We start from the raw sequence: 21839 nt of genomic DNA on the forward strand, positions 1-21839 counted from the left end.
AAAGCCCCCAAACCAATTATGGTTTGGGGGCTTTTGTTATGGATGAGTTCTTACTTAGTGATTTCCTGAATAGGCTGGCCAGAGGTGCCATTAGGAATCCTGATATTCAGTAGCATAGAAACCGTTGGAGCAATGTCAGTGATGGTGCAATACCTGGTGCTGGTTCCAGCTTCCACATTCCAACCGTAGAATAAAACAGGAACATGAGTGTCATAAATGTACCCAGTACCATGGGTAGTCCCCCTGGAAGAGTTGGTCAGCCAAGCAGGTTCCATGACCAAGAGCACATCTCCTGAAGCTTTATGGTTAAAACCCATTTGAAGCAAATGCTTTCTGCCTTCAGTATATTCATTACTTTTCATATTGGCAGCTGTATAAGCTTCTTTGATACCATCGAATTTTAACATGAAGTCAGCAATTTCACGTTGCACTTTTGAGAGCTCAAATCCTTTTTCTTCTAGCAATTCTCTATTTAAAAAGATTTGCTCATTGGAAGTATTTAGTATCCAATTGCCTTCACCATAATGCTCTCTGGTGAATCCTTTCAATTGGGTCAAAGCAAACCTGGTGTCAAAGCTACCTGTAGGAACCTCAATGCTTTTCATATAATTGACCACTTCGGCCACGGCATGGTCAGCGGTTAGGAAAACCAAGTACTCTCCTTTACCATACTCCTTATCCAAATAGTCAAAGAATTTTTCAAGGCCTTGATCAAGTCTTAGATAGGTGTCTTCCAATTCGATAGAAGTAGGTCCAAATCGATGTCCCACATAATCGGTAGAAGAGAAACTTACAGCCAAGAAGTCAGTATCGTCACCTTTACCTAGTTTTTCTCCCTCGATAGCGGCCATGGCCATGTCCAAAGTAAGGTCATTGCCAAATGGTGTGGATGCAATCATTCCAAGACCGTCGTTGTTTTCCATAAGTTCTTTTAAGTCATATGGAAAATCAGTGGTTTCCCTACCGATAAATGGAGATTCAAAATCATTGTTGTCCTCAACACTTTGGATATAGGTTTTGATATTGTAAAGTGGCTTCCACGGTTTGGACAAGTACTTTTGAGCTAGTTTTTTGTTGTTGAACTTTTTCACCCAGTCAGGTAACTCTTCCTTGTAATAAGTGGAAGTCATAAACCCTCCGGTTTCCTTATCATACCAATAGGCATCTCCCAGGTGGCCTGCAGGAAGCGCAGCACCACGATCTTTGATCGCTACCCCTACTACCTTTGAACGTTGGTTAGTGGAAAGCTTAAGTTCATCGGTAATTGTGGTGGTCAAAAGGTTCCTTGGGGAAACATGACCATTTTTTTCGGCTCCACCTACAGCTGTTACGGTACTGTCACCGGCGCAGTATATGGATTTTCCCAATTTTCTGACATACCAGTTATTTCCAATAATGCCGTGCGTGGCAGGTGTAGTGCCAGTATAGACTGATGAGTGCCCCGGTCCTGTGTAAGTGGGGATGTAGTTATAATGGCCGTTTTTCATCATAAAGCCTTCATGCATCAAGCGCTTGAATCCACCTTCCGTGTATCGGTCATGAAATTTGTGAAGGTATTCATAACGCATTTGGTCAACTACAATGCCTACCACCAATTTTGGCTTATCGGAATTTTGAGCAATGCTGGTACTGAGAGTGGCCAGCAAAATCAAGCTGGCAAGAAAAATTTTTTTCATTAGAATAGGTCCATTTTTATTGACAAATATAGGGATTACAGTCATTTGGGATGTAAACATAATATGAAGTATCTAAATGAAAGGTCCAGAGCGAGATAACTGGTGAAAATCATTTAGGAACGGTCGCCCAAGGTAAAGAAATTTACATTTATGTAAAAACGATTGTAATTTTCCCCTTCAATAATCAAATTGAGAAAAAATCAAAACATGAGAAATTATAAAGTTATAATGGTGCTACTGGTTTTCGGATTGACTTCACAGTGGACAAAAGCCCAATCCTATTTTGATGATGGGTTAGGAAAAGATTTTCACCAAACTAGAAGGGAGGCCGTCAGAAGTATGATGCCGGAGAGTTCCGTGGCAGTTTTTTTTACCTCACCCGTGAAAAACCGATCGAATGATGTAGATTTTGAATATCATCCCAATACCGATTTTTTCTATTTGACAGGGTATAGGGAGCCTAATTCGGTCTTGCTGATTTTTAGTGAAAAAGTTGAAATGGGAGGTGAGATGGTTGATGAGGTGATTTATGTGCAACCAAGAGATGAAAATGCTGAGATGTGGAATGGGAAGCGCTTGGGTATCGAGGGCGTAAAAGAAAATTTGGGTTTTGACCATGTTTATTTAAATGAAGATTTTGCGTCTGAGCCTAAAATAGACTTTGAGCAATTTGATAAAATTCTATCCTTTAGCCTTTCTGATGGAATAGAGGAAAGCTCCGCCAACAAAAGCATGATGGCCATGCGAGAGAGCTTCAAAGCCAAAACGCAGTATCCAGCACAAATGTCTGAGGTAACCAATAAGATGTATGAACTGATCCGGGTAACTGATTTGGAAAATTCTGCCAATGTGGCCCAAGTGATTGGTAGGTACAGAAAGTATTACCCTGAGGTTGAAAATGATGATGTGCTGATGGAGTTTGCCAATGCAGAGTCTCCAGAAAAGCGAATGGAAGTGGCAGAAAAGCTGCCAAGCAGTAAACTGAATATTTCAGCTTTACCGGAAATGATGAATGCCTTGAGAGGAGTCAAAACAGCGGAGGAAATAGAGATGTTAAGAAAGGCTATTAGGATTTCTGCCATTGGACAAATAGAAGTGATGAAAGCGCTTCAACCAGGAATTTCAGAGAGAGAAGTACAAGGGATTCATGAGTTTGTGTACAAGAGGTACGGTGCAGAAGCGGTAGGGTATCCTTCTATAGTAGGTGCTGGGAAGAATGGTTGTATTCTTCATTATATTTCCAATGATTTGAGAAACCCAGATAAGCGTTTGATGCTTATGGATCTTGGGGCAGAGTGGAGAGGTTATACGGCCGATGTGACGCGCACGATTCCTATCAATGGAAAGTTTACTGAAGAGGAAAAAGCGATTTATGATTTGGTATATAAGGCACAGGATGAGGCCATAAAAATGTGCAAGCCAGGAACTGAGTTTGGTGAAGTAGGAAAGGTTGCCCAAAGAATCATTAACGAGGGTTTGGCTGAATTGGGAATCATTGTGCGTGGTCAGCGTCACCGTTATTTTCCGCATGGAACCAGCCATCATTTAGGACTTGATGTGCATGATCGTGGCGGATATGGCAAATTGGAGGCTGGTATGGTGATTACGGTGGAGCCTGGTGTCTATATTCCAGAAGGCAGTGATTGTGACCCCAAATGGTGGAACATTGCTGTAAGAATAGAAGATGATGTATTGATCACTGAAAGTGGATTTGAAAACCTATCCGCTGAAGCTCCAAGAAGTAGCGATGATGTGGAGGCAATGATGGCCAAGCCAAGTGTGTTGGAAAATTGGGTTTTGCCTGAGTTATAAAAAAAGCCCCAAGCGAAAATTTTCGCTTGGGGCTTTTTGTATATTGATTCAATACCTTTTAATCTTTGCTTTTTAGATCTCCTCTTTTGATGGATTTGATAAATTCAGCCCATGCAAATGGGTTTAGGAGTGGGAAAGAACGAGGACCATAGCGATCTTGGATTTGCTGCATCTGGCCACTTTGGAAAGCCCTGAAGTTTTCATTTCCAGAGGCCGGCATTTGTTCTGCCCATCTCAACAACATCTGTGGACTCAGGTTGCCTCTATCCAGTGGGATGTCTTCAATGTTCATTGCCAAAACTGCTTGTTTGAACTCTTCTTCAGTAGGGTAGGGCATTACTTCTATTTCTCCCAAGGCAATTTCGTCTTGAACCATGGTAAGCACAAGACTGATTTTATCGCTTTCCACGGTCTGAGGTACTTTGAAGGTTTGATTTTTCAAGCCCACAAAACTAAATATCACACTATCTCCTTCAGCCACTGGCATAGAGAAGTAACCAAAGTGATTGGAGCTGGTTCCCCGGCCTTTCGTTGGGACATACACGTTTACACCAGCAACAGCAGTGGTGCTATCTGCATTCAATATGATCCCGGAAAGCTGAATGACTTTCTTTTCTTGGGTATCTTGTGCATTGGTATTTTGTATCCCTACAGCTAAGAGGGCAAAAAATAAAAAGATGGAGAGATATGGAATAGAAATTTTCAAAATGGCTCTTTTTATGAGAAACGTCCTGTAGGCTAAATGGTTCACACATTGGCCTTCATTTTCAACCGCTATAATAGGTTATTTTCGGGGTATTTTCTTAATTTCAAGCAGGTTTCTTCGTTAAAAGTTATTAAATGCGACTTAAAAATATCAGTTTAAATTACGGAATGAGGGTCTTTAAGGCTCTTTCTGAAGAACCCAGAGTGAGGATCATTCATCTGCTGATCCAGAACAAGGAGATGTGCATTTCTGACTTGGAACATATTCTGGATTTTACCCAAACCAAAACAAGCAGACACCTGGCTTACCTGAGAAATTCTGGTTTGGTGGGAAGCAAAAGGATTGATCAGTGGACTTTTTATTACATCCTGGACGAAGCTATTGACATCATTAATCAGATATTTAAGTTTATCCAAAAAGATGCTAAATTGATCAGGGATCAAGAGATTTGTGAGATCTTGCGTTCCAATCGAGAATTGGCCATCAATAAAATAGAAAACAACCCTTACCGGTAAACCAGCTTGATTTTGAAAAAGTACCGCCATTTGTTTTTCGATCTAGACCATACCTTGTGGGATTATGATCGGAATGTACAAGAATCCCTTTCTGAACTCTATGAAATTTATGGCCTAGAAAATCTAGGTGTTCCTTCGAACCATGATTTTTACAAAGCTTTTTTAAAAGTGAACACGGGATTATGGGATCATTATAATGTGGGCAAAATTGATAAGGATACATTACGAAAAGTTCGTTTCAGAAGGATCTTTGACCATTTTGGTGCCCATGATGTTGTAGTGCCTGAGGCGATGGAGTCTGATTTTATGCAAAGGACATCTTCCAAACCTCATTTGTTTCCCTACTCGAAAGAGATATTGACTTACCTGAAAGGGAAATATGAATTGCATGTCATTACCAATGGTTTCAATGAAAGCCAAGCACTAAAAATGACTTCATCGGGCATTCACGCTTATTTTGATTTGGTGGTGACTTCAGAAACTACAGGTCATAAAAAGCCGGATAGGCGGATTTTTGAATATGCTATGGGGCAGCTTGGGGCTGACGCGGAGGAGTGCTTGATGATTGGTGACAATCCAGTCTCTGATATTCAAGGAGCCAGAAATGCAGCCATAGACCAGGTGTTTTTTAACCCCCATGCGGTGGACTGCCAGCCAAATGCAACCTATACCATTGCCAAATTGAAAGATTTGGAGAGTTTTTTGTAGACTGTCAATCATCGGCTTATAGGCATTGAATTCCGTCCTGAATTTATATATTTGTGCCAAACAGAATATATAAAACTCAAATCATTATGCTTAAAGGTTTTTTCAATGTACCGGAACCGAAAAACGAACCGGTATTTGACTACGCCCCAGGCTCAAAGGAAAGAGCTGCGCTGCAAGCAGCGTTGAAAGAAGCTCGTTCCCAAGAGGTGGATGTTCCTATGTACATAGGAAGTGAAGAAGTGAGAACTGGTAATAAACTGCCTCTTTCTCCTCCTCATGATCACCAACATATCCTTGGTTATTTTCACGAAGGTGATAAGTCTCATGTGGAGCAAGCGATCAATGCGGCTTTGGGTGCCAAAGAAGCGTGGGAGACCATGGAGTGGGAACAACGTGCTGCCATCTTCTTAAAAGCTGCGGACCTTATTGCAGGCCCTTATAGATATAAAATGAATGCTGCCACCATGTTGGGGCAGTCTAAGAATGCCTTCCAGGCAGAGATTGATTCAGCTTGTGAAATCGTGGACTTCCTAAGGTTCAATGTGAAGTACATGACGGAAATTTATTCCCAACAGCCACCAGTTTCAGGAAATGGTGTTTGGAATAGGTTGGAACAGCGCCCATTGGAAGGATTTATCTTTGCATTGACGCCATTTAACTTCACAGCCATTGCTGGTAATTTGCCTACTGCTCCTGCTATGATGGGAAATACAGTGGTTTGGAAGCCTGCCTATACCCAGATTTATTCTGCCAAGGTATTGATGGAGGTGTTCAAAGAAGCTGGTGTGCCTGATGGTGTGATTAACTTGATCTATGTGGATGGGCCGGCTACTGGTGAGGTTGTGTTTAATCACCCTGACTTTGCAGGTATTCACTTTACAGGTTCTACAGCTGTTTTCCAAACCATTTGGAAGACAATAGGTGAAAACATTACCAAGTACAAATCTTATCCAAGAATCGTCGGGGAGACTGGTGGTAAGGACTTTATGATTGCTCATAAGTCTGCCGATGCCAAACAGTTTGCAACTGGTTTGGTGAGAGGTGCTTTTGAATTCCAAGGACAAAAATGTTCTGCCGCTTCCCGCGCTTATGTTCCATCTAACATTTGGGAAGATGTGAAAAAGTACATTCAGGAAGACTTGGCCACTATCAAGGTGGGCGGAACAGAAGACTTTACCAACTTTGTCAATGCGGTGATTGACGAAAAATCATTTGATAAAATCGCCAAATACATCGACAATGCCAAGGCAGATGGTCTAGAAGTAATTGCAGGTGGTAAGTATGATAAATCAAAAGGCTACTTTGTAGAGCCAACAGTGCTCTTGACAAAAGATCCAATGTATACAACCATGTGTGAGGAAATTTTTGGTCCTGTATTGACGGTTTATGTATATGAGGAAAACAACTTTGAAGCTACTTTGGAATTGGTAGATCAAACCTCTCCATATGCCCTTACTGGAGCCATTTTCTCCCAAGACAGGTATGCAGCGCAATTGGCCACGCAGAAATTGAGAAATGCTGCTGGTAATTTCTACATCAATGACAAATGTACCGGAGCAGTGGTGGGTCAGCAGCCATTTGGTGGAGCCAGGGCTTCTGGTACCAATGATAAGGCTGGCGCCATGATCAATATGTTAAGGTGGGTTTCTCCAAGAACCATCAAAGAAACATTTGTGACTCCAACAGATTATAGATATCCTTTCTTAGGAGAGGATTGATAATTGAAAAATACTATTCTTAGGGTTAAAACCATCTGCTACAGCGGATGGTTTTTTCTTTTTAAATGCTCTTTTTTAGCAATGTGACACAAATGACGCAAATATGTCGCAGGAGCGACGCAATACTTTTACATGATGGGTAATACTTTTGAGATGAACAAAACAAATAAAAAGATGCAAAATTTAGCTTTAGGTCAAAGGGTGAAAAATCTCCGAGCGACCGCCTGTTTATCTCAAGAGGAATTAGCTGAAATTTCTCAAATTAGCTTGAGAACTGTTCAAAGATTGGAAATAGGCGCTACCACTCCTCGTGGGGATACGCTGAAGCGTTTGGCTTCCGCATTGAAGGTTACACCGGATGACCTTTTTGATTGGCAGACGGAAGAAGATAAAGGTTTTCTTAAGTTAATGAATTTAGGGAGTTTGGGTTTTTTATTTTTCCCTGTTTTGGGAATAGTTATTCCATTGGTCTTGTGGATAAAAAAAATGGACTCTGTCCAGTTTGCCAAAGAGGTGGGGAAATCAATTTTAAATTTTCAAATCACTTGGTGTGTTTTATATTATGGAATGAAATTGTTGGTGTGGGCTATAACGATTGTTTATAGTAGACATATGGATGAGATTTCGATCAGCTATTATCAAACTATATATTATTACCGGATAGCTTTTTTATTAGTTTTTTATGGTTATAACATTCTAATGATACTAATGAATACTCTTTTTATTCATAATGATAAAAAGGTGTGGTATAAGCCTGTCATACGCTTTTTGAAATAGATGTATTATTGGCTGTTTATGATCAAGACTAAAGCAAGGAAATTTAACAGAAGAGGTTGACCTTATAGCTTTACCTCTTATTTTCTTTCCAAAACCTGGAACAGATAAGAAACTGTAAATTCTAAGTTGGAGCCCGACATATCAAAAATTCTGTCTTGGCTTTCTGGTCGGCCAAATTCGTAGGAAGCCCTCACTTCAGCGACAATGGTGCTTTTGCCGAATACTTTAGAGATTCCTGCTCCGGCAGTCAGGCCATACATGAAACGGTTGGGATCATCTCCCTCTTGGCCATAAGTGGGCAGAATGGGTACATCAGGGTTATTTGTTTCAAACTCCCTCCTTACGTCAGTAGCCTTCATCAGTCTGCCAAAGTGTGGCCCCATTTTGATATGAAACCGGCCAGATCTTCCAAAATAGAAGTTGGAAAGCAAGGGGATTTTCAGGTAGTCAAATTGGGTCTCATTGGAAAGGGTTTCTTCTTCATTGTATTCGACATAACCAGTGGTTACATATTGAATGTCAAGCTCTATTCCTGCATGATCCTTGTAATAATGTTCTAAGGCAAGACCAAAAACAGGTTGGCTTTTAACCCCATGTACTTTTTGGTTGGGAATGGACGGGATTGGGCGATAAGACATTCCAGAGTAAGACAGTCCGCCACGAATCCCGATACTGGTTTGAGCTTGGGTCAATGCAGTGGATGCAATGACCAATAAAAATATGATGGAGGCTTTAATAGTTATATTCAAGGTGAATGGATTAAGCTAATCTGGCATTAATGGTATAAAAAGTAAAAAATAGTCCACCAAAGTGGACTATTTTTTCTTGTCATTTTTGATCTCGTCCAGGTCTTCCCGGTCTTTGAGTTTTTTATCTTCTACATTTTTGTTCAGAAACTCATTGATCTTGTCAATGGAAAAAGAACTGGAAATTTCCCCAAAAGAATTGATGTTCATTTTGAACCCATCCAATTCAGGATTCACTTTCGGGTTTTCCTCTTTTTTGTTTTTTTTAGCCATGACTTTCCTTTCTTCATTGGCCATTTTCACCATTGAAAATGGCTGGTTTGATTAATTTGCTTTTACCTCTAAGGTATTTAACGCAAAATCTATCCTTTTGATTAGTTCATCTTTGCCGATAATGACAAAAACTTCCATCAAATCTGGGCCTGCACCTACTCCAGTGGTGGCCAAGCGAACAGCTTGCATTACCTTTCCGAGTTTGATTTCGTTGGATTCTGCAGCTTGTTCCAGCATTGATTTAGCGGTTTCCGGGGTGAATTCTCCCTGGAATTTTTCAAGTAATTCTTTGTAAGAAGCGAGCACTTTGACGGCGTCGTCATTCCATTTTTTGCCAGCTACCTTTTCATCAAACGCTGTTGGTGCGATCAAAAGAAACCTGCCTTCTTTCCAAAGATCAGCAGGGAAGGTGGCTCTTTCCTTCATGATGGAGACAATTTTCTCCGCTTTGGCTTGAAGAATTTCAATTCCCTCTTTTTCCAGATCTTCCATAAGATAAATAGCAAGATCATGGTTTGATTTGGCCTTTAGGTATTGCTCGTTAAACCACTTGGCTTTATTGATATCAAATTTTGTTCCTGATTTGCCAATTCTTTCTACGGAGAAGGCTTCAATCAATTCTTCCAAGCTGAAGATTTCCCGGTGATCGCCTGGGTTCCAACCAAGGAAAGCCAGGAAGTTTACGAAAGCATCAGGCAAATAGCCTGCATCTTTAAAGCCTTGTGAGAAATCACCGGTACGTGGATCGGTCCAATTCATTGGGAAAATGGGGAATCCATTTTTGTCTGCGTCTCGCTTAGATAGTTTTCCGTTTCCATCAGGCTTTAAAAGCAATGGCAGGTGGGCAAATTGAGGCATGCTGTCCTCCCAACCCAAGTAACGGTAAAGCAAGACGTGAATAGGCGCAGATGGTAACCATTCTTCACCTCGGATGACATGGGTGATGCCCATCAGGTGGTCATCCACAATATTGGCCAAATGGTAGGTAGGCATTCCGTCAGATTTCATCAAAACCTTGTCGTCAAGGGTGTTGGAATGAACCATCACCCATCCACGGATCATGTCATTTAGCCTGATTTCCTCTTTTCTTGGCACCTTTAGTCTGATGACATAAGGTGCTCCTGAAGCCAAACGTTCCTTTACCTCGTCCTCAGGAAGGGTCAGGGAGTTTTTCATTTGGGTTCTGGTGATGGAGTTATATTGCGGAGAAACCACTCTTGCAGCCGTAAGTCTTTCTCTCATGGCATCCAATTCTTCAGCAGTATCAAACGCATAGTACGCAAAGCCTTTTTCCACTAAGTCCATGGCATATTGCATGTAGAGTGGCTTTCTTTCAGATTGTCTGTAAGGACCATGAGGGCCTTCAGTCCAAGGGCTTTCGTCAGGAGTGATCCCAATCCATTCCAATGCTTCTTTGATATAATCCTCAGCGCCTGGAACAAATCTGGTCTGATCTGTATCTTCTATTCTAAGCAAGAATTTACCTTGCTGCTTTTTGGCAAAGAGATAGTTATACAAGGCAGTGCGGACACCGCCGATATGCAAAGCTCCTGTTGGAGATGGGGCAAAACGAACGCGTACTTCTTTAGTCATCTTTATTGATATTTTTCCTTTAGTAAGGTAAATCACACCGGGGAAATTCCCCTCGAAATTCAATTGGCAAAGATACAAAAAAGATGGGGAAGGAATGATAAATTACCCTTTTCAATATGATATTATGGCAATTTTGAGCGCATTTGTACTTTCAATACTTGAAGCACGGTGTCGTACTGGTTTTTCCTATTTGTTAAAATACCCGATAAGTGGTATTTATATAAAAAAATAAAGCTCGGAGAGTTGGCTCCGAGCTTTGGTGAATTAATTATTACTACCAGGACTTGTGCTTGGTTTAATACTTATGCTAATTTAAATATATACCATTAATGCTCAAAGTTTTATCACTGATAAATCTGTTTTTTTGTGTCTAAAATCTTAATGATTAGCTGATGCCGATGTCCACCTGATGTCGTAAAATATCATCAAAGGTTTCTCTTTTGCGGATCAATTGCGCTTTTCCGTCAAGAACTAAAATTTCAGCTGGTCTCAATCTTGAATTGTAATTGGAAGCCATGCTGAAGCCATAGGCTCCGGCATTTTTGATCGCCAAAATATCACCTTCCTTCACTTCTTTCAATTTTCTATCAGCCGCAATAGTGTCGGTCTCACAGATATAACCAACGATGGTGTAAACTCTTTCTGGACCTGAAAGTCTTGAGATATTTTCCACGCCATGATAAGCATCGTACATCATAGGTCGGATCAAGTGGTTCAAACCTGAATCAACGCCGATAAATGTTGAAGCTGGAGTAGATTTAATCACGTTGGCACTGACCAATAAATACCCACATTCACTGACCAGGAATTTGCCAGGCTCAAACCATATTTCGAGTTCTCTTCCATATTCTTGGCAGAATTCCTTGAAGGCAGCAGAAACTTTTTTGCCTACATCCTGAATGTCTGTCGTGATATCAGCTTCTTTATAGCCTACTTTAAATCCACCCCCAAAATCCAAGAATTTAAGGTCTTTGAATTCCCTGGCAGCATCGAAAAGAATTTCAGCTCCTTTTAGGAATACCTCTGCATCCAAAATGTCTGAACCTGTATGAACGTGTAGGCCAATTACTTGAAGATTGTGGACTTCCACTATTTTCAGCACATGCTTCAATTGGAGAATGGAGATGCCGAACTTACTGTCAATATGTCCAACGGATATTTTGGCATTTCCTCCCGCCAGGATATGCGGGTTCAAGCGGATACAAATAGGGACACTGTTGCCATAATGTGTGCCAAAATGCTCCAACATTGGAATGTTGTCGATATTGATCATTACACCCAGATCAACTGCTTCCTGAATTTCCTCAAAGGAAACACAATTGGGCGTATACATGATCTCCGAAGCGTCATAGCCCACATGAAGGCATAACCTGACCTCCTCTATCGAAACAGCATCTACTCCTGTACCAGCTTTCTTCATCAACTTCAGGATATTGATGTTAGAAAGAGCCTTTGTAGCGTATTTTATCTTCAGGTTTACTGTAGAAAATGCGCTTTTCAAAGCGGCTACTTGATCCAGTATTTTTTGTCCGTCATAGACATATACCGGAGTGCCGTATTCTTTGGCGATGTCCAAAAGAGGAACACCTTGAATCTGATACTGTTCGTTCTCGATAGTCATGATACATCAATAATTAAGTGGGCAAAGATAGAAAAGGTGGGGCAACAAAAAAAGGAAGGCATGGCCTTCCTCTTTAAGATATAGCTTATTTTAAGATGAGTCTTAGTTATTCTTTTTGGCAGATTTCAATTCCTTGATCATTTCTTCTAAGCGTTTGATGGTTTTGTCAGCCTCTTCATCGGACATTTTGATGTTTCCTTCATCATCTTTTTCAAAGGAAAAAACTTCAACTTGTTTGTTTTTACTGAAAACCATTGTGTTGCCCCCTTCTACTTCTTCAGTGTGAAATTCGAAATTACCATGACCTGGAGGAAGAGGATAACCAACCTTAAATTGATGATCAGGGTTTTCTATCCTTCTTTCTATGATTTTTACTTGTTGTCCGTCCTTATCCAAAATTTCCACATTGACATCTTCATCTCGATTTACCCAAGCTACGTGCTTTCCGATGGCAAATTTGGGAGAGTTGAATTTCATGGTGGACAAACTGATCTTTTTGTCGTTTTCTGTGGTTTCCAATACCAATTTGTCATGCTGTCCATCTGGAAGGTCTATCCCCAAATCTTTGAAAAAAGGGTCTTTTTCCATGGTTTGGCGATCGTCATAAGTCTTGGAGATATTTTCTTTGACACCGTCTTTTTCAGAAGATACATTGAGATAGTATTTGGTTTCACTTTTGTTTTCTTCTTGGGCGAATGAGGTGGAGGAAATGGCAAAGCAGCAAATTACAGCCATAAGCCAATTGAATTTCGTTTTCATAGTGATACGGGTTTAGAGAAACAAACTAATAAAGTGATTGATCAAATGAATCTGGTGACATGCAACAGTTTGTATATGTTGATCGTGATAAAATTACCTTATTTCAAAATAAAATTCTACAGGTGTGATGTTAAGCCTTGTTAAAAATTGTTAAGCTTCGGCGATACTTCAGGATATCCTATAAATTTGTAAAATGTCTAAGACAAAAATGAAAATAATTATTCTCCTCATGTCCCTGGCTTGTGTGGGCTTGATGGCCTTCCAGTATTATTGGGTGGCCAATGCCATCAAGATCAATCAGGAAAGGTTTGAGCAGAACGTGTACCAGTCTTTGGCGGCAAGTATTATGAAGTTGGAGAAAGGGGAAACCAGTGATATCATCTTAAATGCTGTGGCCAAGGATACTTCTTTCCAGCATGAGCTTTTTCAAAAGATAGAGCCTATCCAATTCAATATCAGAAGGCAAGTTTCCATTGAAAGGAGACCTTCCATGGTGGATTCTATTTTTAGGGATCGAGTGCCTCAGGTTTCGCAGACATTCATGCGGATGATTGCTGCCCGTGGAGGTAAGCCGCAAAATCAGTTTGAACTGCAGAAATATTTTGAGATGCCTCCTTCCATTGTCCGCCAGTTATTTACACCTGACGAAATGGCCATATACCTTCAGGAGAAAGAAAAATACCTGGATTTCGTGGCCAAGCAAGATAGCTTCAAGCAAGTGCAGGACTATGCAATGAATCGGGAAGCTTTGATCATAGAGGAGTATAATGTTTCAGAAAATGTAGCAGAGAATATTGTCAAGGCCAATAAGAAGATTGAACTGGTAGAGGTAGTGATGACCCAGTTATTTGCAGATTCTGAGCAAAATATTCTGAGGAGAATAGATACAGCGGATCTGCATAAGGATATCCGTTCCCAATTAAAGAAAAGAGGTATTACTGGAAATTTTGAATTGGCTATTTTAGATAGTGATGATTCATTGATCCGAATCAATCATGTAGAGGATATTCATTTTATAAAAAAGAATGGAATCAAAGCTGAGCTATTTCCCGGTGATTTAGTAGGAAAGGAAAACTACATGTTGATTAACTTTCCTTCAAAACAAGCTTATCTGCTTCAACAAATTTGGTTACCTCTGTCAAGTTCCCTGCTGTTTTTACTGATTATCATTTTGTGTTTTATTTATGCGATTCAGGTCATTATCCGACAAAAAAAGCTGTCAGAAACCAAAAATGACTTTATCAATAATATGACCCACGAGTTCAAGACGCCTATTGCCACAGTGAGCTTAGCAGTAGAAGCCTTACAGGATCCAGAACTGGTTAATCAGGATGCTTTCAGAAATCGCTATCTTGGGATCATAAAGGATGAGAATAAGAGATTGGGTACCCAGGTGGAAAAAGTACTTCAGGCGGCTGCACTGGATAAAAAGGACTTCAAACTAAAGTTTGAGCAAGTGGATTTGGTGAATTTGATTAAGGATGCAAAGCGTCATTTTGACTTGCAGGTGGAGAAAAAGGGAGGCGCTATTCATCTGGATATGGACGTGAAGAATCCTTATTTGGAAGCGGATGCCTTTCATCTTACCAATATCATCAATAACTTATTGGATAATGCCAACAAATACACCAAAGAAGAACCTCATATTGGACTAAAAATAGTGGGAGGTTTGGAAGGCTTTACCATTACCATCAGTGATAATGGAATGGGGATGTCCAAAGAGTCTGTAAAAAAGATTTTTGAAAAATTCTATCGTGTGCCGACAGGCAATGTTCACGATGTAAAAGGCTTTGGCTTAGGCTTGGCCTATGTAAAAACCATGGTGGAGGAGCATCATGGAACAATTGCTGTAGAGAGCGAGATCAATAAAGGAAGTACATTTACCATCACTTTACCTAGGAAAAAATGAGCAAAGCAAGACTTTTGGTCGTGGAGGACGACCCAAATTTGGGAGATATTTTACAAGAGTACCTGACCATGAAAGGTTATGAGACCACCTTGTGCAGAGATGGTGAAGAGGGATGGTCTAAATTCAAGAAAGATAAGTATGACCTCTGTATCTTGGATATCATGATGCCTAAAAAGGACGGTTTTACCCTGGGTAAGGACATTAAGAAAATAGAAGAAGATATTCCGATCATTTACCTTACGGCCAAAAATATGAAGGATGATGTGATCGAAGGACTCAAAATAGGAGCTGACGATTATATCACCAAGCCTTTCAGTATGGAGGAACTCTTGCTTCGGATTGGGGCTATCCTGAAAAGAACCCAGAAAGGCGCTGAAGGGCCAGTTGCGCTGAAAAATTACAGCATGGGGGATTTGGTGCTGCATTATGATGAGCAGATGCTGGAAAGTCCAGAAGGTAAACATAAGCTGACGTCCAAGGAAAATGAATTGATCAGATTGTTGGCTGCTGAGCTTAATAAACCGGTAAACAGAAGCTATGCCCTTAAGCAAATTTGGGGAGATGACAGCTACTTCAATGCCAGAAGTATGGATGTCTATTTAAGCAAAATCAGAAAATTATTGAAGGCCGATCCAAAGGTTCAGATCATCACCTTGCATGGCGAAGGCTTCAAAATGGTAGTCAGTGAGGATTGATACTCAATGAGTCAAAAGAAAATCCCCTAGGTTCACAGTGGAACTAGGGGATTTTTAAATAAAAAATTAACTAAACAGGTTCTTTTAAAAAGTCGTTAAGTTTTTTACCGAGGTCGAAAACAAAGGGTTCTTCAAAAAGTGTAAAGTGATCTCCATTTACAGGGATTACTTTAACTCCTTTGGCAAAATCACTCCAGCCATTGGTTTTGTGGTCCAATGATTTGTTGGGGATGATTTTGGCCTTAAATAACACAATGTTTATTTCTTGAGGAGAAGGACTGTAGTTTAACATAGCCTGATGGTTGATAGACCTGATTTTTTTGATTATGGAAGCACGGTCGTTAGCTTCAGGTTTAGGCATCAGTCCAAGCTTTTGTAACAGTTTTTGTTTTTTACGTTTGGCAGCCCTGGATTTGATTTTTTGAAAAGTCTTTGGGGCTTGAAGCATAACCTGAAATTCAACCTTTCTCTTGCTTAATTTCTTGCCAATTTGCCTCAACTTGGTGTCGTTTTCTTGGTCTAAGGGTGAAATCGAAGTGGCTTGGGTATCAAAAAGTATAATGTGATCTACCACTTTTCCCATTTTTTTCAATATAACTGCCATTTCATAGGCTATATAACCGCCAAATGAATACCCTCCCAAAATGTAAGGGCCGTCTGGGTTGTGGTTTACAATTTCATTCACATAATGTTCAGCCATTTCTTCAATGGTATAATTGGGAGACTCCTGACCGCTTAGCCCTTTGGACTGAAAACCATAAATGGGTTGATTTTCATCTAAAAGGTTGAGTAGCTTAAAGAAAGTGGAGGCATTTGCCGCCATGCCATGAACCAAGTAAATGGGTGTTTTGGAGCCACTTGTTTTGATAGGAACCAATGATCGCCACTGGTCTTCTTGATAACTTTCTGTATTCCAAGTATCCAAATAGGACGCAAATTTCCTAATGGTAGGGTGTTGGAATAATGCAGTCAAAGGCAGGTTTTTGCCAGTTGCTTTGTCGAGTTTGGTCATGACTTCCACTGCTAATAGTGAATGTCCTCCAAGGTCAAAAAAGTTATCATCAATATTGATCGCACTAATTCCAAGGCTTTTGCTCCAGATAGTATGAATCAGTTCTTGGGTAGCGGAGACGGGCTCTTGACCCTCTTTGATTTGTATGATTTTTGTCGTGTTTGGGGAGGGAAGAGCCTTTCGGTCAATTTTATTATTGGCAGTTAAAGGAAGCTTTTCCAATTTCACCCAATCTGTAGGGATCATATAGGAAGGCAGTTTTGAGGAAAGCAATTCTTTCCATGAGCCAATATGTTGATCAAAACTCCAATCCGAATTTCCATTTTCTGAAAGGACGATGTAAGCAGCAAGTCTTTTATTTCCTGGGATGTCTTCCCAAACGTCTATCGCGACTTCTGATATTTCTTCTTCCCGGAGAAGTTGTTGCTCTATTTCTCCTAGCTCAATTCTGTATCCCCTGATTTTAACTTGGTGATCTATTCTTCCCAAGCACTCAATTTCCCCATTGGGTAAGATTTTACCAAGGTCTCCTGATTGATAAAAAATGGGGTACTGATCGTCAAAAGGGTTTGCAACAAAACGCTCTTGGGTCAAGTCTTTTCTACCTAAGTAACCTAGGGAAACTCCCTCACCACTGATATAAATTTCACCTACTTCCCCGTCCCTTACTTGTTGCATGTTCTCATCTAAAATATAGACTTGGGTATGGTCGATTGGTGTCCCAATACTGATCTTTTCTTCGCCAATCTCCAACTTTTTCATAGTGGAGTATATGGTGGTTTCAGTAGGTCCATAACCATTCCACACCTCGTTAGAAAGAAACAAAAGCTTTTCGGCCAAATCTTTTGGAAAGGCTTCTCCTCCGCTGAGTACTTTTAGGGGAAGAGGTTTATCCCAACCAGCCATAGAAAGCATCCGCCAAGTTGCAGGAGTGGCCTGCATAAAAGTGATTCCCTTTTCGATCAAAAGCTGGATCAGCATCCTTCCATCTTTTATGGCCAAGGAATCAGCTAATACTATAGTTGCTCCGCTGATGAGAGGGAGAAACATTTCCAAACAAGCTATGTCAAATGAAATGGTGGTAATAGCCAAGAGTTTATCATTTGGATACATTCCTGGCTTTTTCTGCACGCTTAAAAGAAAGTTACTCAGATTTCTGTGGGATATTTGGACTCCTTTAGGTTTTCCTGTGGACCCAGAAGTATAAAGCACGTAGGCTAAGCTGTCTGGAGATTGTTTCCGTTGGAAATACCAAGAAGGATAGGTGGAGAGCATGTTGCTAATATTCTCAAAAGAAAGCTGCTCTACGCCTTCTACCGAAATACCTTCAAATGTATCAGAGGTTATAATTAACTTTGCTCCCGCATCTTCGAGCATGTAGCTCAATCTGTTTTTAGGGAAGTTTGGATCAAGGGGCAGGTAGGCACATCCTGATTTGGATACACCTAATATGGTCACGATCATGTCAATTGATCGGTCCATTGCAATACCAATAATTTCCCCTTCCGTGAAACCTTTATCTAAAAGTAACGCCGCTAGCTGGTTGGATTTTGTTTCCAGCTCTTGGTAAGTCATGTGTAAATCAAAAAACTCTATGGCAGTTTTTTTGGGATGTTTTAATGCCATTTCATGGATCATCTCCATAAATGGTACATCTAATAATCGATTTTGAGATTCGATACTTTCAGTGGTCAAAAAATTTTCCGAACAAGGAGTTAAAAAGTTTGCTGTTAAAAAAGCTGCCTTGTTCGGAAAATGTTGGTTGTCAACTTTACTCATGTTAAAAGATCGTTAGTAATTAAAAGTGAGCTTAAAAAGCTTAATGTTTTACCAATTATTCCCAATCACGATATACTCTACAAGATTTACGAGAATTGGGTTTAACTGAATTTTAATTAATAATTATTCAAAATGAATATGTAATCATTAATTGTTTGTAAATATAAAAACGAATTTCATAAACAAAAAAATGTCTTACATATTTTTTTAAACTTTTTCATCTTAATGGGAAATATATTGGATGAAAGGGGATTTTGATAAAATTTTGAAAAAATATAAGTATTTAGTCCTTCTTTAAAAATGCAATATTTCTTTTGAGTCCAGAAAGCTTTGTCCGCTTGACGGCGGATTTTTGGAAGACTTTGCTGAAAGTTTCTTGGGTGATCTCCTCCCAGTCTTTTTGGCTAAATTCTTTAAGATCAGGGTGGGGGTGAAAAGCAGGTTCGTGGTGTGTTTGGGAAAATCTGTTCCAAGGGCATACATCTTGGCAGATGTCACATCCAAACATCCAATTTTCAAATTTTCCTTTCACTTCTGCAGGGATTTCCTCTTTCAGCTCAATAGTGAAATAGGAAATGCATTTGGATCCATCCACTACCCCTGGCTGGACAATTGCATCGGTAGGACAGGCATCAATGCATCGGGTACAGCTTCCGCAAAAATCCTTAGTAATGGGTAGATCAGGAGTTGCTTTTAGGTCAATGATCAATTCGGCTAGGAAGAAAAAACTGCCCATTTTTCGGTTTAGCAACAAACTGTTCTTGCCCTGCCATCCAAGACCAGCTTTTTGGGCCCATTGTCTTTCCATGACGGGCGCTGAGTCCACAAAAGCCCGGCCTTCAATGTCCCCTATTTCTTCCTTTAAGCGATATAGGAAATCTTTTAATTTATCTTTGATCACAAAGTGATAGTCTTTGCCATAGGCATATTTGGCTATTTTGTAATCTTCCTTGCTTTCTGGAAGCCGCTCTTCCGGAAAATAATTGTAAATGAGACTGACTACCGTTTTGGCCCCTTCCACCAACTTTGTTGGGTCAAGCCTTTTGTCAAAATGATTGGCCATATAGGCCATCTCACCATGATAGTTTTGGTTCAGCCATGCTTCCAATTTGGGCGCTTCTTCTTCCAAAAAGCCAGCCTCAGCAATTCCGCAGAATTCAAAGCCCAATTCCTTGGCAATTTTTTTTAGAGTAGCTGCATGTTGATCCTGACGGCTCATGGATGATATTTTACTATAAAAGGAATTACTGGACTAATAAGGGAGGAATGACTGATTAATCCCCAAATAAAGGTCCTGTTTGACCACCAAAGTTAGGGCGGATATTGAGGTGCTTATAGGCAAGTTCTGTGGCAATCCTTCCCCTGGAGGTTCTTTTGAGATAGCCTTCTTGGATCAAAAAGGGCTCATAAACTTCCTCAATGGTTTCCCCTTCCTCACCGCAGGCAGTAGCAATGGTGGAGATTCCTACAGGTCCCCCTTTAAACTTGTCTATAATGGTCATCAGAATGCGGTTGTCCATTTCATCTAGGCCATTTTCATCCACGTCCAAGGCATCCAAGCCCATTTTGGCAATGTCCAAGGTTATGGTGCCATTGCCTTTGATATCTGCAAAATCACGGGTTCTGCGTAATAGGGTGTTGGCAATCCTAGGCGTACCACGACTCCTTCTAGCGATTTCATATGCCGCCACTTCATCAATGGGAGCCCCTAGGATATTGGCTGATCGGGTGACAATTGTCGTCAATAGCTTAGCATCATAATATTCCAGTCTTGCATTGATCCCAAACCTGGCGCGGAGAGGAGAGGTCAACAGCCCAGACCGGGTCGTTGCCCCGATCAAGGTGAAAGGGTTGAGGGAAATTTGTACGGAACGGGCATTGGGACCCGAATCTAACATAATGTCGATGCGGAAATCTTCCATGGCGGAATACAGGTATTCTTCCACGACAGCATTGAGTCGATGAATTTCATCGATAAAGAGAACGTCCCCCTCCTCCAAGTTGGTTAGCAGGCCTGCCAAGTCAGAAGGTTTATCCAAAACTGGACCTGAAGTGATTTTTAAGCTTGATTCTAGCTCATTAGCAATGATATGACTGAGGGTGGTTTTTCCCAGTCCTGGAGGGCCATGGAGCAGGACATGATCCAATGGTTCTCCCCTTTTTTTTGCTGCAAGCACAAAGACCTGAATGTTATCAACAATTTTTTGTTGGCCTGTAAAATCATCAAAGCTCAAGGGTCTGAGAGCTTTCTCAATTTCCCTGTCCGTTTGACTGAAGTGTTCGTTCTCTCCGCTTAGATAGTCTTCTCTCATATTGTGCACATTCCTTGAATACAAATATAGGAATTCTTCAATTGGGAGCAGGAGAAAGTGGGGGTTCTAAATTTAACACAGATGCAATTTCATTGCGTCTTTCGATCTTTTATTTTTTCAATGTTTAAAATTAAAGGTAACTTTCGGAAAAATTTGCCCGATTCCATGCAAAAAAACGCCAGAAAGAATATTATTTACTCCATCATCCTACTTTTGGTGGTTTTTCTCGTCTTTCTTTACAGACAAAATCAAAGCGCTCCTAAAGCGCCTGAGCCAGAAAAAGAGGGCAAAATGGTCATCACTGGAAAGACCATGGGAACTACTTATCGTATTGTTTATTTGGACTTGGAGAACCGGGATTTTACAAATTCTGTGGACTCTCTACTGATGAGGTTTAATGAATCTCTTTCTACCTACATTTCAGATTCTGAACTTAGTAGGTTTAATCAAAGGGACACTTTGGCTTTTGAATCAACTTATTTGCCTACCATCATAAAAAGAAGTAAAACCATCAACCAAGCAACTTCAGGGGCTTTTGATCCAACGGTAGGTCCTTTGGTCAATGTTTGGGGTTTTGGCCCTGAAGGAGCCCAGCTCAAGGATAGTGTGCAGGTAGGCCAAATTCTGAGATTGGTGGGCTATGATAAAATCCAATTTGATGAAGAAAAGACTTGGAAGACCCGAAAAGGGGTTTACCTTGATTTTAGCGCCATTGCCAAAGGATACGGTGTGGATGTCGTGGCTGATTTCTTGGAGTCAAAGGGTGTTGAAGACATGCTGGTGGAGATTGGAGGGGAATTGGTGGCCAAAGGAACCAATGAGAATGATGAACTGTGGAAAGTAGGTGTTAACCAGCCCAGTGATGATATCAGTTCGAATGATATATTTAGCATTATTGCTTTGGATAATCGTGGCATGGCCACTTCTGGAAATTACCGAAACTACTATTATAAAGATAGCATCAGGTATTCTCATACCATAGATCCAAAAACTGGATATCCAGTTAGTCACGGATTATTGAGTGCGACAGTATTGGCAAAAGACTGTATGACTGCGGATGCCTTTGCCACAGCAATGATGGTACTGGGCACAGAGAAGGCCATTGAACTGCAGAAAAAACAGCCTAACTTGGATGTGTTTTTAATTTATAATGACAGTTTGGGCATGCAAACCTATGTGAGCGAAAAACTGAAGCCGTTCGTTTCTTACATCAAAGGGCAAAATTAAT

Annotated in this window: 18 protein-coding genes; 8 read left to right on the plus strand and 10 right to left on the minus strand. The window is 40.5% G+C overall.

Translation table 11 applies throughout. The features are described from left to right. Window positions 1–50: 50 nt before the first annotated feature. Window positions 51–1676 (minus strand): alkaline phosphatase PafA, encoded by a 1626-nt coding sequence (gene pafA, locus JL001_RS07240; protein WP_200975456.1) that lies wholly within the window; start codon window positions 1674–1676, stop codon window positions 51–53. A gap of 207 nt (window positions 1677–1883) precedes the next feature. Between pafA and JL001_RS07245 the strand changes: the two genes are divergently transcribed. Then, complete coding sequence (locus JL001_RS07245; protein ID WP_200975457.1) at window positions 1884–3488, plus strand: aminopeptidase P N-terminal domain-containing protein; 1605 nt, start codon at window positions 1884–1886, stop codon at window positions 3486–3488. Window positions 3489–3546: 58 nt separating this feature from the next. Here JL001_RS07245 and JL001_RS07250 read toward each other — a convergent pair whose 3' ends face one another. Further along, window positions 3547–4194 (minus strand): carboxypeptidase-like regulatory domain-containing protein, encoded by a 648-nt coding sequence (locus JL001_RS07250; protein WP_200975458.1) that lies wholly within the window; start codon window positions 4192–4194, stop codon window positions 3547–3549. 134 nt (window positions 4195–4328) lie between these two features. Between JL001_RS07250 and JL001_RS07255 the strand changes: the two genes are divergently transcribed. From JL001_RS07255 to JL001_RS07270, 4 genes are all read left to right on the plus strand, one after another. Beyond that, on the plus strand, window positions 4329–4709 hold the full coding sequence (locus JL001_RS07255; RefSeq protein WP_192010469.1) for a metalloregulator ArsR/SmtB family transcription factor: 381 nt from the start codon (window positions 4329–4331) through the stop codon (window positions 4707–4709). A 12-nt stretch (window positions 4710–4721) separates the two neighbouring features. Continuing rightward, entirely contained in the window at window positions 4722–5417 is a 696-nt protein-coding gene (locus JL001_RS07260; RefSeq protein ID WP_200975459.1) for a YjjG family noncanonical pyrimidine nucleotidase, read from the plus strand. Between the two features lie 86 nt (window positions 5418–5503). Next, window positions 5504–7135 (plus strand): L-glutamate gamma-semialdehyde dehydrogenase, encoded by a 1632-nt coding sequence (gene pruA / locus JL001_RS07265; RefSeq protein WP_200975460.1) that lies wholly within the window; start codon window positions 5504–5506, stop codon window positions 7133–7135. 132 nt (window positions 7136–7267) lie between these two features. Then, window positions 7268–7912, plus strand: coding sequence for a helix-turn-helix domain-containing protein (locus JL001_RS07270; protein WP_236252736.1), 645 nt, complete (start codon window positions 7268–7270; stop codon window positions 7910–7912). A gap of 77 nt (window positions 7913–7989) precedes the next feature. On the opposite strand, the gene JL001_RS07275 is transcribed toward JL001_RS07270, so the two are convergent. From JL001_RS07275 to JL001_RS07295, 5 genes are all read right to left on the minus strand, one after another. Then, window positions 7990–8661 (minus strand): porin family protein, encoded by a 672-nt coding sequence (locus JL001_RS07275; protein ID WP_370567355.1) that lies wholly within the window; start codon window positions 8659–8661, stop codon window positions 7990–7992. A gap of 66 nt (window positions 8662–8727) precedes the next feature. Further along, window positions 8728–8931, minus strand: coding sequence for a hypothetical protein (locus JL001_RS07280; RefSeq protein WP_192010473.1), 204 nt, complete (start codon window positions 8929–8931; stop codon window positions 8728–8730). Window positions 8932–8982: 51 nt separating this feature from the next. After that, window positions 8983–10524 (minus strand): glutamate--tRNA ligase, encoded by a 1542-nt coding sequence (gene gltX, locus JL001_RS07285; RefSeq protein WP_200975462.1) that lies wholly within the window; start codon window positions 10522–10524, stop codon window positions 8983–8985. 385 nt (window positions 10525–10909) lie between these two features. Continuing rightward, a complete protein-coding gene (gene lysA, locus JL001_RS07290) occupies window positions 10910–12145 on the minus strand; it encodes a diaminopimelate decarboxylase (protein WP_200975463.1) in 1236 nt (411 codons plus the stop codon). A gap of 102 nt (window positions 12146–12247) precedes the next feature. Continuing rightward, a complete protein-coding gene (locus JL001_RS07295; RefSeq protein ID WP_200975464.1) occupies window positions 12248–12904 on the minus strand; it encodes a hypothetical protein in 657 nt (218 codons plus the stop codon). Between the two features lie 208 nt (window positions 12905–13112). Between JL001_RS07295 and JL001_RS07300 the strand changes: the two genes are divergently transcribed. Together JL001_RS07300 and JL001_RS07305 are read left to right on the plus strand one after the other, a co-directional pair. Further along, on the plus strand, window positions 13113–14813 hold the full coding sequence (locus tag JL001_RS07300) for a cell wall metabolism sensor histidine kinase WalK (RefSeq protein ID WP_200975465.1): 1701 nt from the start codon (window positions 13113–13115) through the stop codon (window positions 14811–14813). Beyond that, window positions 14810–15508, plus strand: coding sequence for a response regulator transcription factor (locus tag JL001_RS07305; protein ID WP_200975466.1), 699 nt, complete (start codon window positions 14810–14812; stop codon window positions 15506–15508). The genes JL001_RS07300 and JL001_RS07305 overlap by 4 nt, the downstream gene beginning before the upstream one ends. Before the next feature lie 70 nt (window positions 15509–15578). On the opposite strand, the gene JL001_RS07310 is transcribed toward JL001_RS07305, so the two are convergent. From JL001_RS07310 to ruvB, 3 genes are all read right to left on the minus strand, one after another. Further along, window positions 15579–18299, minus strand: coding sequence for an amino acid adenylation domain-containing protein (locus tag JL001_RS07310; protein WP_200975467.1), 2721 nt, complete (start codon window positions 18297–18299; stop codon window positions 15579–15581). A 283-nt stretch (window positions 18300–18582) separates the two neighbouring features. Then, window positions 18583–19518, minus strand: a complete 936-nt coding sequence (gene queG / locus JL001_RS07315) for a tRNA epoxyqueuosine(34) reductase QueG (protein WP_200975468.1) — start codon at window positions 19516–19518, stop codon at window positions 18583–18585. Between the two features lie 55 nt (window positions 19519–19573). Continuing rightward, window positions 19574–20611 (minus strand): Holliday junction branch migration DNA helicase RuvB, encoded by a 1038-nt coding sequence (ruvB, locus tag JL001_RS07320; RefSeq protein ID WP_200975469.1) that lies wholly within the window; start codon window positions 20609–20611, stop codon window positions 19574–19576. Between the two features lie 165 nt (window positions 20612–20776). On the opposite strand from ruvB, the gene JL001_RS07325 reads away from it, so the two are divergent. Then, the gene (locus JL001_RS07325; RefSeq protein ID WP_200975470.1) at window positions 20777–21838 is read left to right on the plus strand and encodes an FAD:protein FMN transferase; all 1062 of its coding nucleotides are present in this window, start codon (window positions 20777–20779) and stop codon (window positions 21836–21838) included. Window position 21839 lies beyond the last annotated feature (1 nt).

Origin of the sequence: Echinicola sp. 20G (assembly GCF_015533855.1) — a bacterium.
GTDB lineage: Bacteria > Bacteroidota > Bacteroidia > Cytophagales > Cyclobacteriaceae > Echinicola.